Origin of the sequence: Myxococcus qinghaiensis (assembly GCF_024198215.1) — a bacterium.
Taxonomy (GTDB): domain Bacteria; phylum Myxococcota; class Myxococcia; order Myxococcales; family Myxococcaceae; genus Myxococcus; species Myxococcus qinghaiensis.
In genome coordinates this window covers 96,222-116,094 of sequence record NZ_JAKCFA010000026.1, presented here as the reverse complement: position 1 = coordinate 116,094, position 19,873 = coordinate 96,222, and the positions used below count along the sequence as shown (strand labels likewise).

Genomic DNA, 19,873 nt, shown 5'->3' with positions numbered 1-19,873 from the left:
CCGCTCGGCGCGAGTTCACAGGCCGTTACGGCCGGGCGCTGCGATACTGCGACGACGGCTGGAGCTGGAGCAGCTTGAGCCCAGTGCGCATCCAGAGCCGGTTCGTGTCGTCGAAGGCGGCGCCCATGGAGACGGGCACCTGGTAGCGGAACAGCTCCCGGCCCTCGGCCACGCTGCCCGGTGTCTGGTCCACGCCCACCAGCTCCACCGGCAGCGTCACCGTCTGTCCCTGGGCTTCGGGCCCGTTGAGGAAGAACAGGTCCGTCGAAGGGGCGGGCGCCGGCAGCAGGTACTTCACGTGGAGCGCGCCGTTGGCGTCCACCGAGCGGTTCTCCCGGTTGCGGATGACGCCCGTGGCGTTGTCCAGCAGCCACACGCGCTGGGTCGTCGCGGCGGCGACGCGGTTGCCGTTGGCGTAGGTGGAGATCTGCGTCACCTGGCCGGTGAGCACGTCCGTGGCCCACCTCGAGGCGTTGCCGTTGCAGCCCGGCAGGTTCGAGATGCACGCGATGATCTGCGACTTGTTCTCGGGCAGGGCGAAGCCCAGGTACAGGATGCTGCCATCCGGGCTGAAAGAGCCCACCGGAAGCGGTGTGGCGGCGTTGACGTTGAGGATCTCCTTGACCACGACCTCCGAGATTCGCGTCCCATTCGCCGCGTTCGTTTCGGCATCCAGCTCCTCGACGACGACGTCCGCGCGGTTCCCGCTGTAGGCGATATGGCTGGCGACCAGCACCTTGCCGGTGCCAGTCACCAGGAGCTGGCCGATGGGGTCGTTGACGGAGATGTCCCGCTTGTAGGCCCACCGGGTGACGCCGATGCCCAGGCCGTCCGTGGTGGCGTGGGAGACGCGTTGGATGATGCCCGTCCGGGTGCGGATGATGGCGTCACCGTTGGGCATGACGGACAAGTCATTGACCGCGACGTCGATGGGCGTGCGCGACGAAACCTTGAAGTCGTCGGCGAGGGCGAACGCGCCATAGCCCGGTGTCCAGACCCACCGCTTGCGAGAGGTCGGGTTGCGCGGGGTGATGACCGTGGACGCATTGCAGACGGTGGGGACCTGGAGCAAGGTGGCCCCGCCACCGGCCGAGTTGTGGCGGTACATCGTCTCCAGGCCGCCCGTGGTCGTCTTGGCGCAGCTCAGGAAGGTCATCTGGCTGCCGGTGCCGTCGATGGCCAGCGGGGTGGAATAGACCTGGAGGCCCTGGGGATCATCCACCGCCCGGGCCACGGGGAAGAACGTGGCGGGCTGGGGCAGGGAGGTGTTCTTCCGCCCGTCATCGCACACCACCTCCGCGGTGAGCGACAGGCTGGCGGCGATTCCCACCAGCGGGTTGGCGTAGGGGATGTCGGCGGCCGCTAGCTCCACCGTGGTCGCCCCGCTCGCGTACGGGAACGCCTTCAGGAAGGTGGTCCGGTCGTACAGGTTCAGCGTGGCGACCTTCTCGCAGCCGGACACGTTGACGATGAGCGGGAGGGCCGTCCCCGCGAGGTTCCCCTCGGGGACCGTCAGGTTGACCTGGGGGGGATCCGGCGTGGGCGGCGGTGGGTCATTGCCGCAAGCGGTGGCCAGGCCGGAGACGAGTACGAGGGCGGTGCGCCATGCACGCCGAGTCACGGAGGGGTGGAGCATGGCGCCGCACTCTATCTCGCTCGCACCATTCCCGGCATCATCCCCCCTCCGAAACGCCCCCGGAACCCCCCTCCCGCGTCGATTGCCGCCCTTGACGGGGCCGTGACGTGATAGCCGCCGGGTGTCCGTGCGCGGAGGTCAGGTAAGTCCGCGAAGCCAGGGCAACACGGAACCGGGTGGGAGCAAGCGATGACGGCCGGCAGGATGCTTGAATGGACGGCGCCCGACCGGGCGACCGGTGCTCATGCGCGGTGGGCCTGGGAAGGTTCTGCCGCCTGCGCTGTTTTGCGCGCCCATTTCCCCCGGCGCCCGCCCGGAGCACCTTCGCCGTGCCTGCGGGAAAGCCACGATGGGCATGACGCCTCCGCGGTACCACTCACAGTTACCGCCGTCTCCGGATGTGCGCCGCTCTGGCCCACGGACGTGATCAGCGGCATGATCGGGATCCGAACCATGAACCCTTACGCACTCAACGGGTTTTTGCAGCCTCCCCATCGAGTCCCGGTCCGGGATTCGTCGGCGCGAGGTTCACTGTGAGAGTCGAGATGCAGGCGGATCAGCGTGGACGCGTTCTGGTGGTGGCCGGGAAGGAGTCCGGCGACGCCTTGATGGAGCGGCTGACCGCGAGCGGCTACCACTGCGCGTCGGCCGAGCGGGAGAGCGGGCTGGCCGAGGTGGCGGACGCGCTGCAGCCGGAGGTCGTCCTGCTGTCGGTGACGGCGAAGCGCGCGGCGGAGCTGCTGGAGTCCCTGCGTCGGGTGGAGCGCCTCCAGCGGTTGCCGGTGCTGGTGGACCTGGGGCGCAGCCGGTCCGCGGAGGCCTTCAAGCGCCTGGCGGTGGACGACTGGATTCGCGGCGCGGATGAAGTCGTGCCCCGCCTGGAGGCCGCGCTGCGTGCGGGCCGGTTGCGGGACAGGGAGGAGCGCGTCCGCCTGCGCATGGGGATGCTGCTGGAGATCACCCAGGCGGCCACCAGCTCGCTGGAGCTGGAGGAGATCCTCCGAATCGCCGTGGACAAGGTGGGCCGCGTCACCGGGACGGACCGGTGCTCGGTGGTGCTGGTGGAGGGAAGCCATGCCCGCACGGGCAGGGTGGTGGCGACGCAGGAGGACCCGAGCCTCGTGCAGCTGGACATCGAGGTGGCGCGCTATCCGGAGCTGCGCCGCGCGCTGGAGACGCGGGAGCCGGTGCTCATCGAGGAGGCGCAGCGGGATCCGCTCATGGCGGAGGTGCGCACGTCGCTCGTCCCGCTGGGCGTGAAGTCCATCCTGGTGCAGCCGCTCATCTGTCAGGACGACCTGTTGGGCGCGCTGTTCCTGCGCGTCTCGCGCATGGACGCGTCCTTCGGGCGCGACGAGCAGGAGTTCACCCAGGCCGTGGCCGGCGTGCTGGCCAACTCCATCCGCAATGCGCGGCTCCACACCGCGGTGAAGAAGAAGCGCGAAGACCTGGAGATGGCCTACGTGGAGCGCTACCACGAGCTGCTCGAGGCCAACCGCCGGCTCAAGGAGCTCAACCGCCTCAAGGATGAGATCATCGCGGTGGTCAGCCACGACCTGCGCGCCCCGCTCCAGGTGCTGCTGGGACACGGACGGCTTCTCCTGGAAGGACCGCTGGAGTCCCAGCAGAAGCAGTCCGCCGAGGCGATGATTCGCCAGGGCAAGAAGATCCTCGGTCTCGTCGAATCCCTGCTGGAGAAGGGCAAGGGCGAGGCGGCTCGGCTGTCCATCGAGCCGCGCGTGCTGGACGTCGCGCAGCTGTGCCGCGACGCCGTCAACGAGCTGGAGATCCTGGCCGCCGAGCGCGGGGTGTCGCTGCGCGCGGACTGCCCCGACAGCCTGATGCTCATCGGCGACGAGGTGAAGCTGCACGAGGTGCTGCAGAACCTCATCACCAACGCCATCCACCACGCACGGGACGCGGGCGAAGTCGTCGTGTCCACCCGGCGCCTGGGTCGTCCGGACGGTGACGCGGCCAAGGTCTGCGTGCAGGACGACGGCGTCGGCATCCCCCAGGACGAACTGCACCTGGTGTTCGACCGCTACCGGCACGGTGGCAAGGGCACGGGGCTGGGGCTCGCCATCTGCAAGGAGTTCGTGGAGCTGCACGGCGGGGAGATCTGGGCCGAGAGCCCGCCGGAGCATGGCTGCCTCTTCGTCTTCACGCTGCCGCTCGCGCAGGAGGCGCCGCGCAACCCGCGTCCACCCGTCGCGGCGACCAGTGTGCACGAGCAGCCGCGCGTCCTCGTGGTGGAGGACGAGCCGGAGATCGCCGCCGTGCTCTCGGAGGTGCTGCGCTCGAAGTACCGCGTGGAGGTGGCGCGCGACGGCGCGGAGGGCCTGGCCCGGGCGCGTGCCCAGCGGCCGGACCTGATTGTCATGGACGTCTTCCTGCCCAAGCTGGACGGCCTGGACGCCGCCATGGCGCTGAAGTCGTCGTCCGACACGGCGCACATCCCCGTCATCCTGCTGTCCGCGCACCAGGGCGTGGCGGAGAAGGTCCGCGCGCTCAACCTGGGCGCCGTGGACTACATGAGCAAGCCGTTCAACGCGGTGGAACTGCTCAACCGCACGGACCGCGCGCTCAAGCTGCGCCAGGGGGAGCGTGAGCATCAGGAGGGCTCGTCACTCCAGCGTCGCACGGGCAGCGACCCCGCCACGGGCCTTCATGACCGGCGCGGCCTGCTGATGCGGCTGGAGCAGGAGCTGGCGCGCAGCCGGCGCTACCACCGGGCCCTGAGCCTGGCGGTGCTGCGGCCGGACCGCCCCGTGGACCCGGTGCCCGCCAACATCGCGGACGTCATCCGCAAGCGGGTGCGTCACCCGGATGCCATCTCCCACCTGGGCGGAGGCGTCTTCGTCGTCGTTCTGCCCGAGTGCAACGCGGAGGCGGCGCGCAACGTCATCAGCCGGTTGATTCCGGATGTGGAGAAGGCGACGGACACCGAGTACCGCTCGGCGGTGGCGGACGTGAGCCAGGACAGCGACCCGGTGGAGAAGCTGCTGGAGAAGCTGGGCGCGCCTCCCCCCGAGGTGACCTGAGGCACCTGCACGCGGGCTGGGGCCGCGCTAGACTTCGTCTCGCGTGAGCCCCTCTCGCCTCCTCGCCGTCGTGCTGCTTGCCGCCCTGTGGGAGCCCGGAGCCCTCGCCGCGGCCCCTCCGGCCAGGCGCCCGCGCGTGGACCGGGAGGCGATGCGGGAGGCGATGGACGCGGCGGCCTCGGACGAGGGGGCGTTCTCCTCGTCCGCGAGCTACTCCCAGTACCTGCGCGCGCGGCTGCTGCACCATGCAGGGGACCATCGCGGCGCCGTGGATGCGCTGCGTCTGGCCCTGGCCACGGATGACGGCCACCCCCTGCTGCTCACCCGACTGGCGGAGGAGTACGCCCGGCTGGGGGACCTCGACAAGGCGGAGCAGGAGCTGCGCCGCGCCGTGGAGCGCTCCTCCGCGTACTACCCGGCCCACGCCATGCTGGGGCGCGTGCTGCTGGAGTCGGGCCGCTTCACCCGGGCGCGCCTGCACCTGCGTCGGGCCATCGCCCTCAAGCCTCGCGAGCCCGAGGCCTACCTCGTCCTCGCGCAGCTCTACATGGAGTCCGGCGCTCCGGCCGAGGCGGTGAAGGTGGTGGAGTCCCTCGCGCGGGCGCTGCCGGGCGAGGCCTCCGGCTACCGACGCCTGGGGCTGGCCCTGGCGGAGCGCGGTGACACGCACCGGGCCGAGCGCCTGCTGACGGAGGCCGCCTCGAGAGATCCGGGCGACGTGGAGGTGCTGGGCACGCTGGCGAAGCTGTACGAGGAGACGGGGCGGCCCGGCCGCGCGGAGGAGACCCTGGCCCGGGCCCTGGAGCGCGAGCCGGACAGCCAGGAGGTGTTGATGTCCGCGGGGCGCTCGGCGCTGAAGGCGGGCTCCGTGGTGCGGGCCCGGGCGTACTTCGACCGGCTCCTGTCGCTCTCCGGCGAGCCCGAGACGGCGGTGCGAGTGGCCTTCAGCTACCTGGCCGAGCGCGAGCCCGCCGCCGCCGTGGAGGTGCTGGAGTCCGCCCGCGCGGCCAGTGGCGACGAGCCCCGGCTGGCCTACTACGCGGGCCTGGTGCACGAGCGTCTGCGGCGCTTCGCCGACGCGGCGCAGGCCTTCGAGGCCGTGCCCGAGAGCTCCGACGTCTTCGCCGATGCCCGCGTGCGCCGCGCCCGGTGCCTGTCGCTCGCGGGGCAGCATCCCCGGGCCCTCGCGCTCCTGCGCGCCGCGCTCCAGGAGGCCCCGTCGGACCTGGAGGTGCGTGCGCAGTACGCCCGTGCGCTGGAGCGCAGCGGGGCGGCCGCGCGCGCCGAGTCCGTGCTGAAGGAGGGCCTGGCGCAAGGCCCCTCCGCCGCGCTGTATGACGCGCTCGCCGGCACGCTCCAGCGTCAGAACCGGGGCGCGGAGGCACTGGCCCTGCTGCGTGAAGCCGTGACTCGCGCGCCCAAGGACCAGGCCCTCTTGTATGTGCAGGGCGCCGCCTTCGAGCGCCAGGGGGACCTGGCCGGGGCGCAGGCGCGCATGCGGGCCGTGCTGGAGGTGGAGCCGGACCACGCCGCCGCCCTCAACTTCCTGGGCTACCTGCTGGCTCAGACAGGCCGAGACCTGGACGAGGCGGAGCGGCTGGTGCTCCGCGCGCTGGAGCTGCGTCCCGACAACGGTGCCTTCCTGGATTCCCTGGGCTGGGTCTACTTCCGGCGGGGGGACTATCCGCGCGCGGTGGAGGCGCTGGAGCGCGCGTCGTCGCTGGCGCCGGACGAGCCGGTCATCCTGGAGCACCTGGGAGACGCCTACCAGCGCGCGGCTCGGAGCGCGGATGCCGCCGGTGCGTGGCGCCGGGCGCTGGAGGTGTTGTCGTTGGACCCCGAGTCCGCCGAGCCCCCCGGGCAGCGGGAGGCGCTGGAGCGCAAGCTCAAGGCGCTATCCATGGGTGCGGCGGGCCGCTAAGTTGCTGGGCCTATGGCTCGCCACGACGAGGGCTATTTCACTGGCCGGGATGGAACGCGGCTCTTCTGGAAGACGCACCTTCCGGACGCGGAGCCGCGAGCGCATGTCGCGGTGGTGCACGGCTACGGTGACCACTTCGGTCGCTATCAGTACGTGACGGACGCGCTGCTGGCGGACGGCTTCGCGGTGCACGGCTTCGACTACCGGGGCCACGGCCGCGCCGAGGGCCGGCGCGCGTACAGCGAGAAGTGGCAGTACTACGTGGATGACCTGGAGGTCTTCTGGGAGCGGGTGCGCGCCGCGGCTGGTGGCAAGAAGACCTTCGCGCTCGGCCACAGCCACGGCGGGCTGATGGCGGCGCACTGGGCCGGCGGCCGCAAGGTGGAGGGCCTGTCCGGACTGGTGATGTCAGGCCCCTACTTCAAGCTGGCGTTGACTCCGCCCGCCGTGAAGGTGATGGCGGCACGCGCGGTGGGTTCACTGGTGCCTTGGCTGGGACTGGCTTCGGGACTGAAGGTAGAGCAGCTCACCGCGGACCCGGAGGTGCAGCGCGCCACCCGGGAGGACCCGCTCTACCTGTCCATCGCCACGCCTCGCTGGTTCATTGAATCCACCAAGGCCCAGGCGGAGGCGATGCTCCTGGCGCCGAAGATTCAAGTCCCGCTGTTCGTGCTCTGCGGAGCGGACGACGGGGTGGCGGCGCCGGCGGCGGCGCGGGTGTTCTTCGAGACGGCGGGCTCGGCGGACAAGAAGTTCAAGGAGTACCCCGGCATGAGGCACGAGCCGCTCAACGAGGTGGGGCGCGCCGAGGTGTTCCGGGATATCTCCGGCTGGATCTCCGCGCATCTCTGACATAATCAAAGCGCTCGGCTCCTCGGAAGGAGCGGGCTCTGGGTGAGGTCACCGCATGGCAACGGGTGAAACGGGCATCATCGGTAAGGGCATCGTCATCAAGGGGAACCTCACGGGCGGAGGGGACCTTGTCATCGAGGGACGGGTGGAGGGGCAGATTGCCCTGAAGAACCACCTCACCATCGAGAGCACCGGCAAGGTGCAGGCGGACATCCGCGCCGAGGAGTTGACCATCAATGGCGAGGCGAGCGGCAACATCGACGCCTCGACTCGCGTGGCCATCAACGCTTCGGCCAAGGTGGCCGGCGACATCAAGGCACCTCGCATCGTCATCGAGGATGGCGCCGTGTTCAACGGCTCCATCGAGATGGACGTCCGGCTGCCAGACGACATCTGAAGCTCAGGCCGCGCCGCTGACGGCGTGGCACACACCTTTCTAGAGGGCGGACAACACTCATGGCGAATACGGTCATTGGTTCGAGCATCGTCATCGACGGAGAGATTTCCGGAGACGAGGACCTGGTCATCCAGGGCACCGTGAAGGGGAAGATCTCCCTCAAGGAGAGCCTCTACGTCGAGGGCAGTGGCGTCGTCGAGGCGGACATCGAGACGCAGAACGTGGAGATCGCCGGCCGGGTGACGGGCAACATCGTCGCCAGCGACAAGGTCGAGCTGAAGACGGACTGCCGCGTCGTGGGCGACATCAAGGCGCCCCGCATCCTCATCGCCGATGGTGCCTCCTTCAAGGGCAACGTCGACATGGACATGAAGGAGCGCTGATTCGTGGCCACCCCGAAGGAGTTGAGCGGTAGCAACGACGTCAACAACACCGTGGTGGGGCCTTCCATCCTCATCAGCGGTCGGTTGACGGGCGATGAGGACCTCACCGTCCGGGGCCGCGTGGAGGGCGAGCTGACGCTCAGCCGTACCCTCATCGTCGAGCCGTCGGGCGTGGTGAAGGCGAACGTGGCGGTGCGCAACGCCATCGTCAGCGGCGTGGTGGTGGGCAACATCAACGCCACGGAGAGCGTGGAGCTGACCCGCGAGGGCCGCATGGTGGGCGACATCCACGCCCCGCGCGTCATCATCGTGGACGGCGCCAGCTTCCGCGGCCGCGTCGACATGGGTGACGTGGAGCCCGGCCGTCTGCCGTCGCAGCGCCCCGTGGTGGCCCGTCCGGCCGCTCCGGTGACGCGTCCCTCCGCGGCGCCTGCCCGCCCGAGCGCGCCCCCCGCGCGTCCGAGCGCGCCTCCCGCGCGTCCCCTGATTCCCGTGGCGACCCCCCGGCCCGCGCCGGCGCCGACGGTCACCACGCCCGCCCGTCCCGCGAGCAAGCCGCTGCCGCCGCCTCCGCCCCCTCGGGCCGAGCCGCGTCCGGTCGCCCCGCCCGTGGAGCCTGCTTCTGCCGAGCCGCCAACGCCCTTCGCGTTGGGTGCTGGCGCCAAGAAGAAGGTCGTGGTGAAGAAGAAGACCCGCTAGAGCTCGCTTCCCGCGCCGCCGGAGTCGGTGGCGCGGGAGTGGGCAGACCAGGGGTGCCACCATGGACGCCGAGCACAGGGTTGACGGAGAGGAAGGGATGCCGGGTTCTCCGGAAGGTGGCTCGTCGTCCACGCCCGAGGCTGTCTCGGCGCGAGGTGACGGAGGGCCCCAGGACTCCGCGCCGGGCGAGCCCGCGCCGCGGGAGCCGACGCACGTCGAAGGTGGGGAAGGGGAGTCATCCCCTGTCACCGCGACGGATGCGGGCGGCGCATCCCCGGAAGGAGGCTCGGTGGAGTCTCAGGCAGTCGCCGCCGAAGGAGCACCCGCCACGGGTGAGCCCGAGCGGCCCATGGAGTCGTCGGTGGGTGCGTCGGAAGAGTCGCAGGTGAAGTCCGCTTCGGAGCCGGGTGTCCCCGAGGAGTCGCGGCGCGAGGAGGGCTCCGGGCAGGAGTCCGCCACGGCCGCGAGTGCCTCCCCCGAGGAGACGCGGACGGATGTCCCCGAGGCGGGTGCTGTGTCCGCCGAGGCCCGGTCCGATGCCGCCGAGCCGACCGCTGCTGGCGAGTCGGAGTCCGGTGCGTCCGAGGAAGAGGAAGAAGACTCGGAGCCGGAGATGCTGGCCGCGCCGGAGGAGCGTCTGGCTGGTCGCGTGGTGACGGTGTTGATGCCGTTGGAGCGGCTCGAGGACGAGTCGGCCTACCGGCTGCGTCCCGAGGGTGACGTGTCGGGGCTGGCCACGGACATCGCGCGGCTGGGGCAGTTGTTCCCGGTGGACGTGCGGCCCCGGGGCGGCGAGAGCTACCAGTTGGTGTGCGGCTTCCGGCGCGTGGCGGCGCTGCGCTTCCTCAAGCGGGACGCGGTGCAGGCGCGCGTGCACACGGACCTGTCGGACGAGGACGCGCTGCTCATGTCGCTGGCGGAGGCCATCCACGCCACGCCGGTGGAGCCGGAGGTGCTGGAGGCCAAGCGCGACCAGCTGGAGGCCCAGGGCCGGCTGAGCGCGGCCGTGGCCGACATGCTCGCCAAGGCGCTCGCCACCGATGATGAGCTGGCACCCGAGGGCGTCGAGGAGGAGATCGACGCCGACGAGCTGGCGGGTGACGTGTCGCAGCGGCTGGGGACCATCAACCAGGAGCTCTCGCTGCTGGCGGACGTGTTCACCTCGCTGGATGAGTCGCGTCGCGCCGAGCTGTTGATGCAACTGCGGTACTCCTCCGAGCTGGTGGCGTACCTGGAGGGGTTGAAGTGATGTCCGACTTGCTCGCCCGTGACAGGGCCCGGCTGCTGGAGCTGCTCACCGAGCGCTCCTTCGAGCGCCGCCGCGTGGTGCTCTCGTCCGGCAAGGAGTCGGACTTCTACATCGACTGCAAGCGCACCGCGCTCCTGGCCGAGGGACACTTCCTCATCGGCCGGCTCTTCCTGGACGCCATCCGCCGCGAGGCGCCCGAGGCGGTGGGCGCGGGCGGGCTGACGTTGGGCGCGGATCCGCTCGCGTCCGCGGTGAGCCTCACCGGCTACCTGTCCGGGTATCCGCTGGCCGCGTTCATCGTCCGCAAGGAGCCCAAGGGCCACGGCACCGGCCAGTGGATTGAGGGCCTGAGCGGACTGGGCGCGGGCGCGAAGGTGGCCATCGTCGAGGACGTCGTGACGACGGGTGGCTCCACGCTCAAGGCGATTGAGCGGGCGAAGTCGGAGGGGTTGACGGTGCTCGGGGCGTTCGCCCTGGTGGACCGACTGGAGGGGGGACGCGAGGCGGTGGAGGCCGCGGGCCACCGACTCACCACGTTGTTCACCCGCAAGGACTTCATTCCGTGAAGAAGCTTCTCGCCACGGGAGCGCTGCTGGGCATGTTGTCCGGCTGCTCCACCATGCCTCCCGCCGTTGGCGAGCAGGCCCCCACGCTGCACGACGAGAACGCGGAGGCGGCCTACCGGGCGCTGCTCCACAAGTACTCGGGCCAGCAGGAAATCTACGACGGCTTCGACACCCGCCTCTTCGCCGGGGTGACGATACAGACGATGACGTTCCGCGAGGCGCGGGTGCTGCGCCAGGCGGCCTTCCAGGTGCTGCCGCCTCCCAAGGTGGAGGAGCTGCTCGCCGAGGAGCGCGCCGAGGCCGCTCAGGTGCACGAGTTCTTCATGGCCGTGCACGTCAACGACTACCGGTACCTCGACTTCGACTTCAAGAAGACCATCTGGCGCATGGCGCTGGTGACGCCCGCGGGTGAGGTGACGCCGGTGCGCATCCGTCGCCTGGGCCGCGCGGACCTGGAGATGCGCGCCTACTACCCGTACACCAGCGTCTTCTGGGTCGGCTACGAGGTGCAGTTCCCCACGGTGATGGCCAGCGGGCAGCCCGTCATTCCTCCCGGCACGGAGCAGGTGACGTTCCGCCTGGCCTCGTCGCTGGGACAGGCGGAGTTGAAGGTGTCCGCGCAGTAGCCGCTCGCGGCCCCGGGCTTACGTCTGCTCGGGGCGCTTGAGCCACTTCTCCGTCACCGTGAGCGTGGGGCCGGCGAGCAACCGGTCCACCAGCTCCGACGGTGACTCGCTCACCGCGAAGGGCAGGGCCTGCTCCATGGCCACGAAGCCCTCGGTGGCCATGTGCCGGGCCAGGGTGACGAGGGGCTGGAAGAAGCCGCGCGTGTCGAGCAGCCCCATGGGCTTCTGGTGCAGGCCCAGCTGCGCCCAGGTGATGATTTCGAAGAGCTCGTCCAGCGTGCCGAAGCCGCCGGGCAGGGCGAGGAAGGCGTCCGAGCGCGAGGCCATCAACGCCTTGCGCTCGTGCATGGAGTCCACGCGGACAAACTCCGTGAGGCCCAGGTGGGCAATCTCCCGCGCGCCCAAGAAGTGCGGCAGCACGCCCACCACCTTGCCACCGGAGGCCAGGGCGGCGGCGGCCACGGTGCCCATGAGGCCCACGCTCGCCCCACCGTAGACGAGCGTCAGGCCGCGCCGTCCCAGCTCGTGGCCCAGGGCCGTCGCCGCCTCGGCGTACTCGGGCCGCGCGCCCGGACGCGAGCCACAGAAGACGCAGATGCTCCGCACGTCCCCCATGTCAGAAGGCTCCGCGCCGCTCGGGGTGGGCCGCATAGAGAGCCACCAGCGCGGTGAGGAACAGGATGATGGGCAGCGCGAGCGCGTACACCTGACGGCCCTGCCGCAGGGCCACGCCACAGGGCAGTCCGAAGAGGAAGCCGCCCAGGTGTCCGGACCAGCTGACGAAGGGCAGCAGGCTGAGCACGGCCACCTGCACCAGCCAGATGCCCAGCTCCCGGCGGCCCTGGCGCGTGGCGATGGGCAGCATGGCGCCCGCCCACCCCAGAATCATCCCCGACGCGCCGACCATGGGCGTGTCGAAGTTGAACAGCAGTGAGAAGGTGGACGCGCCCAGCGCGGTGACGAGCGACAGCCCCAGGAAGCGCACGCTGCCGATGCCTCGCTCCAGCGTGAAGCCCAGCGTCACCACCACGGACATGTTGAACACGAGGTGGAGGATGCCGCCGTGCTCGAAGGCCGCGCCGAGCAGCCGCCAGTACTGGCCGCCCTGCACCGCGGGGCCGTACAGCGCCCCCACGGGAAGTTGTCGCGAGGCGAACGACGGCAGCTGGCCGGCCTCCTCCAGTCCGAACACCCCCACGCAGATGGCGATGATGGCGTAGCAGACCCAGGGCTTGGGCTGGGGCGCCTGGGGCGGCGGCGGGGTGCCGAACGGGTGGCCCCCTCCGCGCTGTTCAGGACCCGAGCCGGGGGCGTCGAGGATGTGTCGCGGTCCGGAGGACATGTCGCTCACAGCTCCCGGGAGAGGGTGGTGTCGCGCAGCCAGTGATGGTCATCCGGGTGCGGATAGTCGAGCGTGAAGTGCAGGCCGCGGCTCTCCTTGCGGCGGCTGGCGCAGTCGACGATGAGCAGGGCCACGTCGGCGATGTTGCGCAGCTCGATGACGTCGCGAGTCACCTTGAAGCGCCAGTAGTAGTCGCGAATCTCCTCGCGCAGGAGCTCCAGCCGGCGCCGCGCGCGCATCAGCCGCTTGTCCGTGCGGACGATGCCGACGTAGTTCCACATGAGGCGGCGAATCTCGTCCCAGTTGTGGCTGACGACGACGCTCTCGTCGGACTCCACCGCGCTGCCAGCGTCCCACGCCGGTGGGTCCTCGCTCGGCGGGGACAGGGCGGCCATCTCCTCCTGCGCCACCTGGACGGCGCGCTGGCCGAACACCAGCCCCTCCAGCAGCGAGTTGGACGCGAGCCGGTTGGCGCCGTGCAGGCCCGTGCAGGACACCTCGCCGATGGCGTACAGGCCCGGCACCGACGTGCGCCCGTGCAGGTCCGTCACCACGCCGCCGCACTGGTAGTGGGCCGCGGGCACGACGGGGATGGGCTGCACCGCCATGTCGATGTTGAACGCCTTGCAGGTGGCGTAGATGTTGGGGAAGCGCTCGGTGAGGAAGGCCCGGCCCATGTGCGTCATGTCCAGGTACACGCACTCGTCGCCGGTGCGCTTCATCTCCGCGTCGATGGCGCGCGCCACCACGTCGCGCGGGGCGAGCGCGCCCAGCGGGTGGTAGCGCTCCATGAAGGTCTGCCCGCCCTTGAGCTTGAGCTTGCCGCCCTCGCCGCGCAGCGCCTCGCTGATGAGGAAGCTCTTGGCCTCCGGGTGGTACAGGCAGGTGGGGTGGAACTGGTAGAACTCCATGTTCGCCACCTGCGCGCCCGCCCGGTACGCCATGGCCACGCCGTCACCCGTCGCCACGTCCGGGTTGGACGTGTACAGGTACACCTTGCCCGCGCCGCCGGTGGCCAGCACCGTCACCTTCGCCAGGAAGCGCTCGATGCCCCCGTCCTCCAGGAGCGCGTACGCCCCCACGCACCGCGTGGTGCCGGGCCGGGGCTGACGCCGGTCCAGGATGAGGTCGATGGCGGCCGTGTTGGCGAAGAAGGTGATGTTGGGCGTCGCGTCGCACTGGGCCAGCAGGGCGCGCTGCACCTCGCGCCCGGTGATGTCGCCCGAGTGGATGATGCGGCGCGCGGAGTGGCCTCCCTCGCGCGTCAAATCAAACTCGCCGGAGGTCTGCCGGTTGAACTCCGCGCCGAGCGTCACCAGCTCCCGCACGCGCTCCGGCCCCTCCCGCACCGTCACCTCCACCGCGTCCCGGTGGCACAGGCCCGCGCCGGCCACGAGGGTGTCCTCGATGTGGGCGTCGAAGCTGTCGGTGGGGGCGAGCACACTGGCGATGCCTCCCTGGGCATAGGCCGTGTTGCTCTCTCCGCGCTCGCGCTTGGTCAGCACGGCCACCGTGCCGTGCCTGGCCGCCTGGAGGGCGAACGAGAGGCCCGCAACGCCACCTCCCAGGACGAGAAAGTCGAACCGATGGGGCATGGCGGACAGGCTTAACGACTGTAAGTGCCGGAAACAAGGCGTTTTCTTGAGGACTTTCCTGCGTGTGTCTAAGGTTCGGGGGCCGATATGCGTGCCATTCCCGCGCTCAGCCTCTTCGCCGTGCTGGCCCTCCCGCTGTGGGCGGGGGCGTCCGAGTCCATCTACCGCTACGTGGAGAAGGACGGGACCATCGTCTACACGAACGTTCCGCCCTCCGGCTCCAAGGCCGCGAAGAAGATGAAGGGCTCGTTCGCCCAGGCGCCCGCGAAGAGCTCGCCGGTGGTGGGCCGCAAGAACACGCCGCCGGACCTGGACCCGCACATCGTCGCGGCGGCGCTGCGCTATCGCATCCCCACCGCGCTGGTGCGCGCCATCATGCACGCGGAGAGCAACTTCAATAAGAACGCCCTCAGCCACAAGGGCGCCAGCGGACTGATGCAGTTGATGCCGGCGACCGCGTCGGACATGTATGTGAAGGACATCTTCGACGAGCGCGACAACATCGAGGGCGGCGTGCGCTACCTTCGCGTGCTCGCCAACATGTTCGAGGGCGACATGGTGAAGATGATTGCCGCCTACAACGCGGGGCCAGACGCGGTGAAGCGCTACGGCGGCAAGGTGCCCCCCTACGAGGAGACGCAGGGGTACGTCCGCAAGGTGCTCCAGCTCTACTACCACTACAAGGAGCGCGAGCGGCCCGCCGAGAGCGGTCCCCGCGAGCCCACATCCCAGAATGACGACGCGCGTGAAGGGCCGGGCGGAGACGAGCCCCGCTGACGACGAGTTCCTCCAGCAGCTCCAGCGCGGTGGCGAGCTGCTGGCCGCCAACAAGGTCATCGAGGCGAAGGAGTTCCTGGAGCGAGCCCACCAGCTCCAACCCCGCAACGAGAAGGCGCAGAACCTCCTGGGCCTCTGCTACTTCAAGCTCGGCCTGTTCGACAGGGCGGCCGAGCTGTACGAGATGCTGGTGCGCGACAACCCGGTGGACCCGACGCTGCGGGTCAACCTGGGCCTGGTGTATCTGAAGACGAACGCGCTGCAGCGCGCGGTGCGAGAGTTCGAGACCGCCACGGACCTGTCCCCCGAGCACCAGAAGGCCCAGAACTACCTGGGCCTCGCCCTGGCGCAGATGGGCGAGTACGGCCGCGCGCGCGAGCACTTCCTGCTCGCGGGCAGCGACCAGATGGCGGACAAGATGTCGCGCGCCATCGCCGGGGAGAACTACTCCCGGCCCACGCCCGCCCCCGTGCCGCCTCCCGCGCGGCCGGCGACTCCCGCGCCCGTCCCCGCGCCGCCTGCTCGCGAGGTGGCTCCGCCGCCTCCGGCCGCCGTGGACACGGCACCCAGGGAAGAGGAGATCCGCTTCGCGGAGGACGAGGGCCCCAGCGCGCTGCGCGACAGCGACGGTGAGGGTGACGAGGGTCCGGTGCTCACCGCCGCGCCCGAGGAGACGGTGGACCTGGAGGAGGAGCCGCCTCCCACCGCCGCGCCGAGCCCCGGTGAAGAGGCTCCCCGGGACGCGGCCACCGTGCCCACCCCGGTGCCGCTCACCAAGCTGCAGCTCACCAAGGTCGCCGCGCGAAGCCCCGAGGCCGCCGTCGCCGCGACGGTGAACAAGGCCGCGCCGCGCCCGGAGAACGCGACCTCCACCGCGCCGCTCTTGTCGGAGCTTGCGCCCTCGCTGTCCCTGGACGACGAGCGCGCGGGACGTCCCTTCGTGCTCGTGCTCGGCGAAGGGCGCTTCAGCATGGCGGTGGAGGGGGAGCTTTTGACCCGGCTGGATGGGGTGGTGGCGCTCCAGGGCCAGGTGACCTTCCAGCCGGAGATGAAGCGCTTCCGGGGACGGGCGACGGACAAGCCGTTTGGTGACGGGCCGTCGCGCATGGTCCGGGCGCGCGGGCGCGGGGTGCTCCACCTGGAGCCGGCCGACAAGCGCGTCTTCCTCGCGGTGGACCTGGGTGAGGACTCGGCCTACTTCCGGGATGAGAATGTCTTCGCCTTCGAGGAGCCGGTGATGTTCGAGAACGGCCGGGTGCCGTCGGACATCGCCCCGGACCTGGACCTGGTCCACTTGCGGGGCCAGGGCCAGGTGCTGCTCAGCCTGCCGGGGCCGCTGCGCTCGGTGCTGGTGCGCCAGGATGCGCCGGTGACGGTGCCCCTGACGCACCTGGTGGGGTGGCAGGGCAACCTCACGCCCCGGGTGGTGCCCCTGCTCAAGTCCCCCTCGGGCGAGTCGCTGCGCACCGCGGTGGAGCTGGGGGGCGAAGGTTTTGCCCTGATCTCCCTCGGGGTTCGCTAGAAGAGCGCGCCATGGCCACGGACCGAGCGACCCGGAAGCAGCGCAAGAAGGAGGAGCGGGCGCGCCGTCGCGCGGAGCGCAAGCCGAGCGTGCTGGTGCAGGAGTTCTGGAACCTCCCCAACATGCTCACGTTGGGGCGCATCCTCCTCATCCCTCCCTTCGTCTGGTTCCTCTACGACGCGGATCCGCTCAGCTCCCTGTTCGCGGGCCTCGTCTTCGCCGTCGCCTCCATCACCGACGTGGTGGACGGCTACCTGGCGCGCAAGTGGAACCTCATCACCGTGGTCGGCAAGTTCATGGATCCGCTGGCCGACAAGCTCATCGCCATGGCCGCGCTGGTGATGATGGTGCGGCTGGGGCGCATCGCCGCGTGGGTCGTCATCGTCCTGCTCGCGCGCGAGCTCATCGTCAGCGGCCTGCGCACCATCGCCGCGAGCGAGGGCATGGTCATCGCCGCCGGCCAGGAGGGGAAGTGGAAGACCTCCCTCCAGCTCGTGGGCATCATTTCACTCTGCGTTCACTACGTGCACCCGCTGTCGCTCGGCTCGTTCAGCACGCCGGTGGACTACAACCTCGTGGGCAAGGTGCTCGTCTACTTGTCCGGCGCGTTCTCGGTCTGGAGCGCCGTCGTCTACTTCCGTGCGTTCCTCGCCATGCTCGCGAAGCGAGGGGATGAAACGCAGGCTGCGAAAAGTGTTTGACGTGTTCGGAGGGCCTCTGTATACCCCACCTCACTTCGGACGCGGCGCCGACACGGGGCGCGGACGAGAGGGAAGTCGCGGTAACTGATGCGGGAATAGCTCAGCGGTAGAGCATCGCCTTGCCAAGGCGAGGGTCGAGGGTTCAAATCCCTTTTCCCGCTCCAATACGAAGGCCCCCTGGGAAACCAGGGGGCCTTTTTGTTTTGGCGCAATCACACGCATGACTGTCTTGTCCTCGGCGAGCCCGCAGGGCGGCGCGCCTGGGACAACGCTTCCTGGCCCTGCAGGGCGGGAGTGCTGGCGAGCGTGCCGGGCCTGCCCGGGTGACGGGCGGACAGTCTCGCCGCGTCGTGGCGGTCATGGAGGCGGGCGGTATCTGCTTGCCTCGCACGCACTCGGCCCTTGCTATAGAAGGGCCTCTTCATGATTCGCCTCGTCCGAGAACTGTACCAATACCGGGGCCTGCTCCTCAGTCTCGTCCAGCGTGAGCTCAAGGCGCGCTACCGCGGCTCGTTCCTGGGCTTCCTTTGGACGTTCCTGAATCCCACGCTGAACATGTTGGTGTACTCGCTGCTGTTCACCGTGATGATGCGGGCGAACACCCCCCACTACTCGTACTTCATGTTCGTGGGGCTTCTGCCGTGGATCTGGTTCTCCACGTCCCTGGGAGCGGGCGCGAGCGCCATCAGCGAGCGGCGCGACTTGATGACGAAGGTGCGCTTCCCGGCGCAGGTGCTGCCCACGACGGTGGTGCTGACCAACCTCAGCAACTACCTGTTGTCGCTGCCGCTGATGCTGGGCCTGGGGCTGTTCCACGGCCAGTACCCCACCTGGCACGTCATCGCCTTCCCCGTCGTCGTCCTCATCCAGCTCATCTTCACGCTGGCGATGACGTACATCCTGGCCGCCATCAACGTCACGTTCAGGGACTTGCAGCACATCGTCGGCAACCTCCTGACGATGTGGTTCTTCATCACCCCGGTGCTCTATCAGGCGTCCACCATCCTCGATGAGCGCGTGCGCACGGTGGTGCTGGTGGCGAATCCCATGTCCAGCTTGATGCTCTCCTACCAGGCCATCTTCTACGAGCACCGGTTTCCGGACCCCTGGCCTCTGGCGGCGCTGGCCGCCTTCTCGCTGGCGCTGCTCTGGGGCGCCTCGATCCTCTTCGAATCCCGCCGCGAGGAGTTCGCGGAGTCCATCTGAGCCGTGGCCATGCAGGAACCCCTCGACGCCATTGTCATGCGCGATGTCGTGAAGAGCTTCCGGAAGAGGACCATCCGGGGCGAATACACGACCTTCAAGTCCGAGCTGCTGCGCTGGTTGCGCGGCAAGCGCCAGCCCAAGGAAGGTGGACTCATCACCGCCCTGCGCGGCATCACCCTGAACATCCCCCGAGGCAAGACGGTCGCCATCATCGGCCGTAACGGCTCCGGCAAGAGCACCCTGCTCAAGCTCATCACCGGCATCTACGCGCCGACCTCCGGCCACATGGAGATCAACGGCCGCATCTCCGCGCTGCTCGACTTGGGCGCGGGGTTCCACCCGGACTTCTCCGGGCGGGAGAACATCCTCATCAACGGCATCATCCTCGGCATGTCGCGCGCGGAGGTCCGTGAGCGCATGGATGACATCATCGCCTTCAGCGAGCTGGGCGAGTTCATCGATGAGCCGGTGCGGACGTACTCCAGCGGCATGTACATGCGGCTGGCGTTCGCGGTGGCCACGCACGTGGACCCGGACATCCTCATCGTCGACGAGATTCTCGCCGTGGGCGACGAGCACTTCAGCAAGAAGAGCATGGCGAAGATGACGGAGTTCAAGAAGCGCGGGAAGACCATCGTCCTGGTCACCCACGACTTGAGCACCGTGGAGCGCTGGTGTGACGAGGCCGCCTGGATTGACGGGGGCTACATCCGCCGCGTGGGTCGTCCGTCGGAAGTCGTGGCCGAGTACAAGCAGGCCATCGCCCTGGCGGAGGCCCAGTCCGTGGTCTTCACCCCTCCGGCGCTGACGGAGGACGGTGGCGCGCTGCCCCAGGTGAACGTGCCCGGCGCGGAGGCGCCCGTGCGCCTCTCCGGCCTGAAGCTGGTGAGCCCCTCGGGAGAGGTGGCCCCCAAGCTGACGCCCGAGTCCTCCGTCGAGGCCTGCGTGGACTTCTCCGCGCAGGGGGTGTGCGAGGACCTGGTGTTCGAGGTGTCGCTCCAGACGCTGGAGGGACGCGCGCTGTACGAGACGAGCACCCGGGTGGAGTCGGTGCCGCTGCCCAGGGAGCTGCCGGCCTCGGGGCGGGTGCGCTTCGTGCTGCAGCGCCTGGGGCTCCTGGCGGGCACCTACGTGTGCGAGGTGACGGCGCGCACGAAGGGGGGCGTTTCCCGTGAGACTTGCACCTTCGTGGTGAGTTCTTCCGTGGCGGAGCGCGGGGTGTTCCGCCCTGTGCACCACTGGGTGGTGGAGCCCGTCCCGGTGGCCGTGGCGCCCGTGCTCGCGGGCGTGGGTCATCCCTGAGCAGGGCGGAGGACTCGCATCGCGAGGGGGTGTAGCCGTGCGGCCGGCACGTGAAAGA

18 protein-coding genes and 1 tRNA gene are annotated in these 19,873 nt (G+C 69.8%); 15 read left to right on the top strand and 4 right to left on the bottom strand.

Annotated elements, in window-relative coordinates:
• Positions 1–25: 25 nt before the first annotated feature.
• Entirely contained in the window at positions 26–1,636 is a 1,611-nt protein-coding gene (locus LZ199_RS37335; protein ID WP_253998567.1) for a hypothetical protein, read from the bottom strand.
• A gap of 545 nt (positions 1,637–2,181) precedes the next feature.
• Between LZ199_RS37335 and LZ199_RS37330 the strand changes: the two genes are divergently transcribed.
• The 9 genes from LZ199_RS37330 (at position 2,182) to LZ199_RS37290 (ending at position 11,370) form a co-directional block, all read left to right on the top strand.
• The gene (locus LZ199_RS37330) at positions 2,182–4,677 is read left to right on the top strand and encodes an ATP-binding protein (protein ID WP_253998566.1); all 2,496 of its coding nucleotides are present in this window, start codon (positions 2,182–2,184) and stop codon (positions 4,675–4,677) included.
• A 43-nt stretch (positions 4,678–4,720) separates the two neighbouring features.
• The gene (locus LZ199_RS37325; RefSeq protein ID WP_253998565.1) at positions 4,721–6,598 is read left to right on the top strand and encodes a tetratricopeptide repeat protein; all 1,878 of its coding nucleotides are present in this window, start codon (positions 4,721–4,723) and stop codon (positions 6,596–6,598) included.
• A 12-nt stretch (positions 6,599–6,610) separates the two neighbouring features.
• Positions 6,611–7,450 carry an alpha/beta hydrolase gene (locus LZ199_RS37320; RefSeq protein WP_253998564.1) on the top strand — a complete coding sequence of 280 codons (840 nt, stop codon included), beginning with the start codon at positions 6,611–6,613 and terminating at the stop codon, positions 7,448–7,450.
• A gap of 55 nt (positions 7,451–7,505) precedes the next feature.
• On the top strand, positions 7,506–7,847 hold the full coding sequence (gene bacN / locus LZ199_RS37315; protein WP_141648417.1) for a bactofilin BacN: 342 nt from the start codon (positions 7,506–7,508) through the stop codon (positions 7,845–7,847).
• 59 nt (positions 7,848–7,906) lie between these two features.
• Complete coding sequence (locus LZ199_RS37310) at positions 7,907–8,230, top strand: bactofilin family protein (RefSeq protein ID WP_002636698.1); 324 nt, start codon at positions 7,907–7,909, stop codon at positions 8,228–8,230.
• A gap of 3 nt (positions 8,231–8,233) precedes the next feature.
• Positions 8,234–8,929, top strand: coding sequence for a bactofilin family protein (locus LZ199_RS37305; protein WP_253998563.1), 696 nt, complete (start codon positions 8,234–8,236; stop codon positions 8,927–8,929).
• Between the two features lie 97 nt (positions 8,930–9,026).
• A complete protein-coding gene (locus tag LZ199_RS37300) occupies positions 9,027–10,178 on the top strand; it encodes a ParB N-terminal domain-containing protein (RefSeq protein ID WP_253998562.1) in 1,152 nt (383 codons plus the stop codon).
• The gene (gene pyrE / locus LZ199_RS37295) at positions 10,178–10,744 is read left to right on the top strand and encodes an orotate phosphoribosyltransferase (protein WP_253998561.1); all 567 of its coding nucleotides are present in this window, start codon (positions 10,178–10,180) and stop codon (positions 10,742–10,744) included. The genes LZ199_RS37300 and pyrE overlap by 1 nt, the downstream gene beginning before the upstream one ends.
• A complete protein-coding gene (locus LZ199_RS37290; RefSeq protein ID WP_253998560.1) occupies positions 10,741–11,370 on the top strand; it encodes a hypothetical protein in 630 nt (209 codons plus the stop codon). The genes pyrE and LZ199_RS37290 overlap by 4 nt, the downstream gene beginning before the upstream one ends.
• An 18-nt stretch (positions 11,371–11,388) precedes the next feature.
• On the opposite strand, the gene LZ199_RS37285 is transcribed toward LZ199_RS37290, so the two are convergent.
• From LZ199_RS37285 to nadB, 3 genes are read right to left on the bottom strand one after another with little or no spacing between them, the layout of a single operon-like run.
• Positions 11,389–11,985 carry an LOG family protein gene (locus tag LZ199_RS37285; RefSeq protein WP_253998559.1) on the bottom strand — a complete coding sequence of 199 codons (597 nt, stop codon included), beginning with the start codon at positions 11,983–11,985 and terminating at the stop codon, positions 11,389–11,391.
• A 1-nt stretch (position 11,986) separates the two neighbouring features.
• Positions 11,987–12,712 (bottom strand): rhomboid family intramembrane serine protease, encoded by a 726-nt coding sequence (locus LZ199_RS37280; protein ID WP_253998558.1) that lies wholly within the window; start codon positions 12,710–12,712, stop codon positions 11,987–11,989.
• Between the two features lie 5 nt (positions 12,713–12,717).
• On the bottom strand, positions 12,718–14,307 hold the full coding sequence (gene nadB / locus LZ199_RS37275; protein WP_253998557.1) for an L-aspartate oxidase: 1,590 nt from the start codon (positions 14,305–14,307) through the stop codon (positions 12,718–12,720).
• Positions 14,308–14,394: 87 nt separating this feature from the next.
• Between nadB and LZ199_RS37270 the strand changes: the two genes are divergently transcribed.
• The 6 genes from LZ199_RS37270 (at position 14,395) to LZ199_RS37245 (ending at position 19,815) form a co-directional block, all read left to right on the top strand.
• On the top strand, positions 14,395–15,084 hold the full coding sequence (locus LZ199_RS37270; protein ID WP_253998556.1) for a lytic transglycosylase domain-containing protein: 690 nt from the start codon (positions 14,395–14,397) through the stop codon (positions 15,082–15,084).
• Positions 15,041–16,606 carry a tetratricopeptide repeat protein gene (locus LZ199_RS37265; RefSeq protein WP_253998555.1) on the top strand — a complete coding sequence of 522 codons (1,566 nt, stop codon included), beginning with the start codon at positions 15,041–15,043 and terminating at the stop codon, positions 16,604–16,606. The genes LZ199_RS37270 and LZ199_RS37265 overlap by 44 nt, the downstream gene beginning before the upstream one ends.
• 11 nt (positions 16,607–16,617) lie before the next feature.
• Positions 16,618–17,307, top strand: a complete 690-nt coding sequence (gene pgsA, locus LZ199_RS37260; RefSeq protein ID WP_253998554.1) for a CDP-diacylglycerol--glycerol-3-phosphate 3-phosphatidyltransferase — start codon at positions 16,618–16,620, stop codon at positions 17,305–17,307.
• Between the two features lie 89 nt (positions 17,308–17,396).
• Positions 17,397–17,471: transfer RNA gene (locus LZ199_RS37255), tRNA-Gly, on the top strand.
• A gap of 259 nt (positions 17,472–17,730) precedes the next feature.
• Positions 17,731–18,513: an ABC transporter permease gene (locus LZ199_RS37250; RefSeq protein WP_253998553.1), complete on the top strand. Its 783-nt coding sequence runs from the start codon at positions 17,731–17,733 to the stop codon at positions 18,511–18,513.
• Positions 18,514–18,522: 9 nt separating this feature from the next.
• Positions 18,523–19,815, top strand: a complete 1,293-nt coding sequence (locus LZ199_RS37245; protein ID WP_253998552.1) for an ABC transporter ATP-binding protein — start codon at positions 18,523–18,525, stop codon at positions 19,813–19,815.
• The last annotated feature ends 58 nt before the right edge of the window (positions 19,816–19,873 follow it).

Coding starts and splice junctions, on each gene's coding strand:
- LZ199_RS37250 (WP_253998553.1), top strand. CDS start 17,731: ATGATTCGCCTCGTCCGAGAACTGTACCAATACCGGGGCCTGCTCCTC.
- LZ199_RS37280 (WP_253998558.1), bottom strand. CDS start 12,712: ATGTCCTCCGGACCGCGACACATCCTCGACGCCCCCGGCTCGGGTCCT.
- pyrE (WP_253998561.1), top strand. CDS start 10,178: ATGTCCGACTTGCTCGCCCGTGACAGGGCCCGGCTGCTGGAGCTGCTC.
- LZ199_RS37330 (WP_253998566.1), top strand. CDS start 2,182: ATGCAGGCGGATCAGCGTGGACGCGTTCTGGTGGTGGCCGGGAAGGAG.
- LZ199_RS37300 (WP_253998562.1), top strand. CDS start 9,027: ATGCCGGGTTCTCCGGAAGGTGGCTCGTCGTCCACGCCCGAGGCTGTC.
- LZ199_RS37320 (WP_253998564.1), top strand. CDS start 6,611: ATGGCTCGCCACGACGAGGGCTATTTCACTGGCCGGGATGGAACGCGG.
- LZ199_RS37270 (WP_253998556.1), top strand. CDS start 14,395: ATGCGTGCCATTCCCGCGCTCAGCCTCTTCGCCGTGCTGGCCCTCCCG.
- LZ199_RS37285 (WP_253998559.1), bottom strand. CDS start 11,985: ATGGGGGACGTGCGGAGCATCTGCGTCTTCTGTGGCTCGCGTCCGGGC.
- LZ199_RS37310 (WP_002636698.1), top strand. CDS start 7,907: ATGGCGAATACGGTCATTGGTTCGAGCATCGTCATCGACGGAGAGATT.
- nadB (WP_253998557.1), bottom strand. CDS start 14,307: ATGCCCCATCGGTTCGACTTTCTCGTCCTGGGAGGTGGCGTTGCGGGC.
- LZ199_RS37335 (WP_253998567.1), bottom strand. CDS start 1,636: ATGCTCCACCCCTCCGTGACTCGGCGTGCATGGCGCACCGCCCTCGTA.
- LZ199_RS37245 (WP_253998552.1), top strand. CDS start 18,523: ATGCAGGAACCCCTCGACGCCATTGTCATGCGCGATGTCGTGAAGAGC.
- pgsA (WP_253998554.1), top strand. CDS start 16,618: ATGGCCACGGACCGAGCGACCCGGAAGCAGCGCAAGAAGGAGGAGCGG.
- bacN (WP_141648417.1), top strand. CDS start 7,506: ATGGCAACGGGTGAAACGGGCATCATCGGTAAGGGCATCGTCATCAAG.
- LZ199_RS37265 (WP_253998555.1), top strand. CDS start 15,041: ATGACGACGCGCGTGAAGGGCCGGGCGGAGACGAGCCCCGCTGACGAC.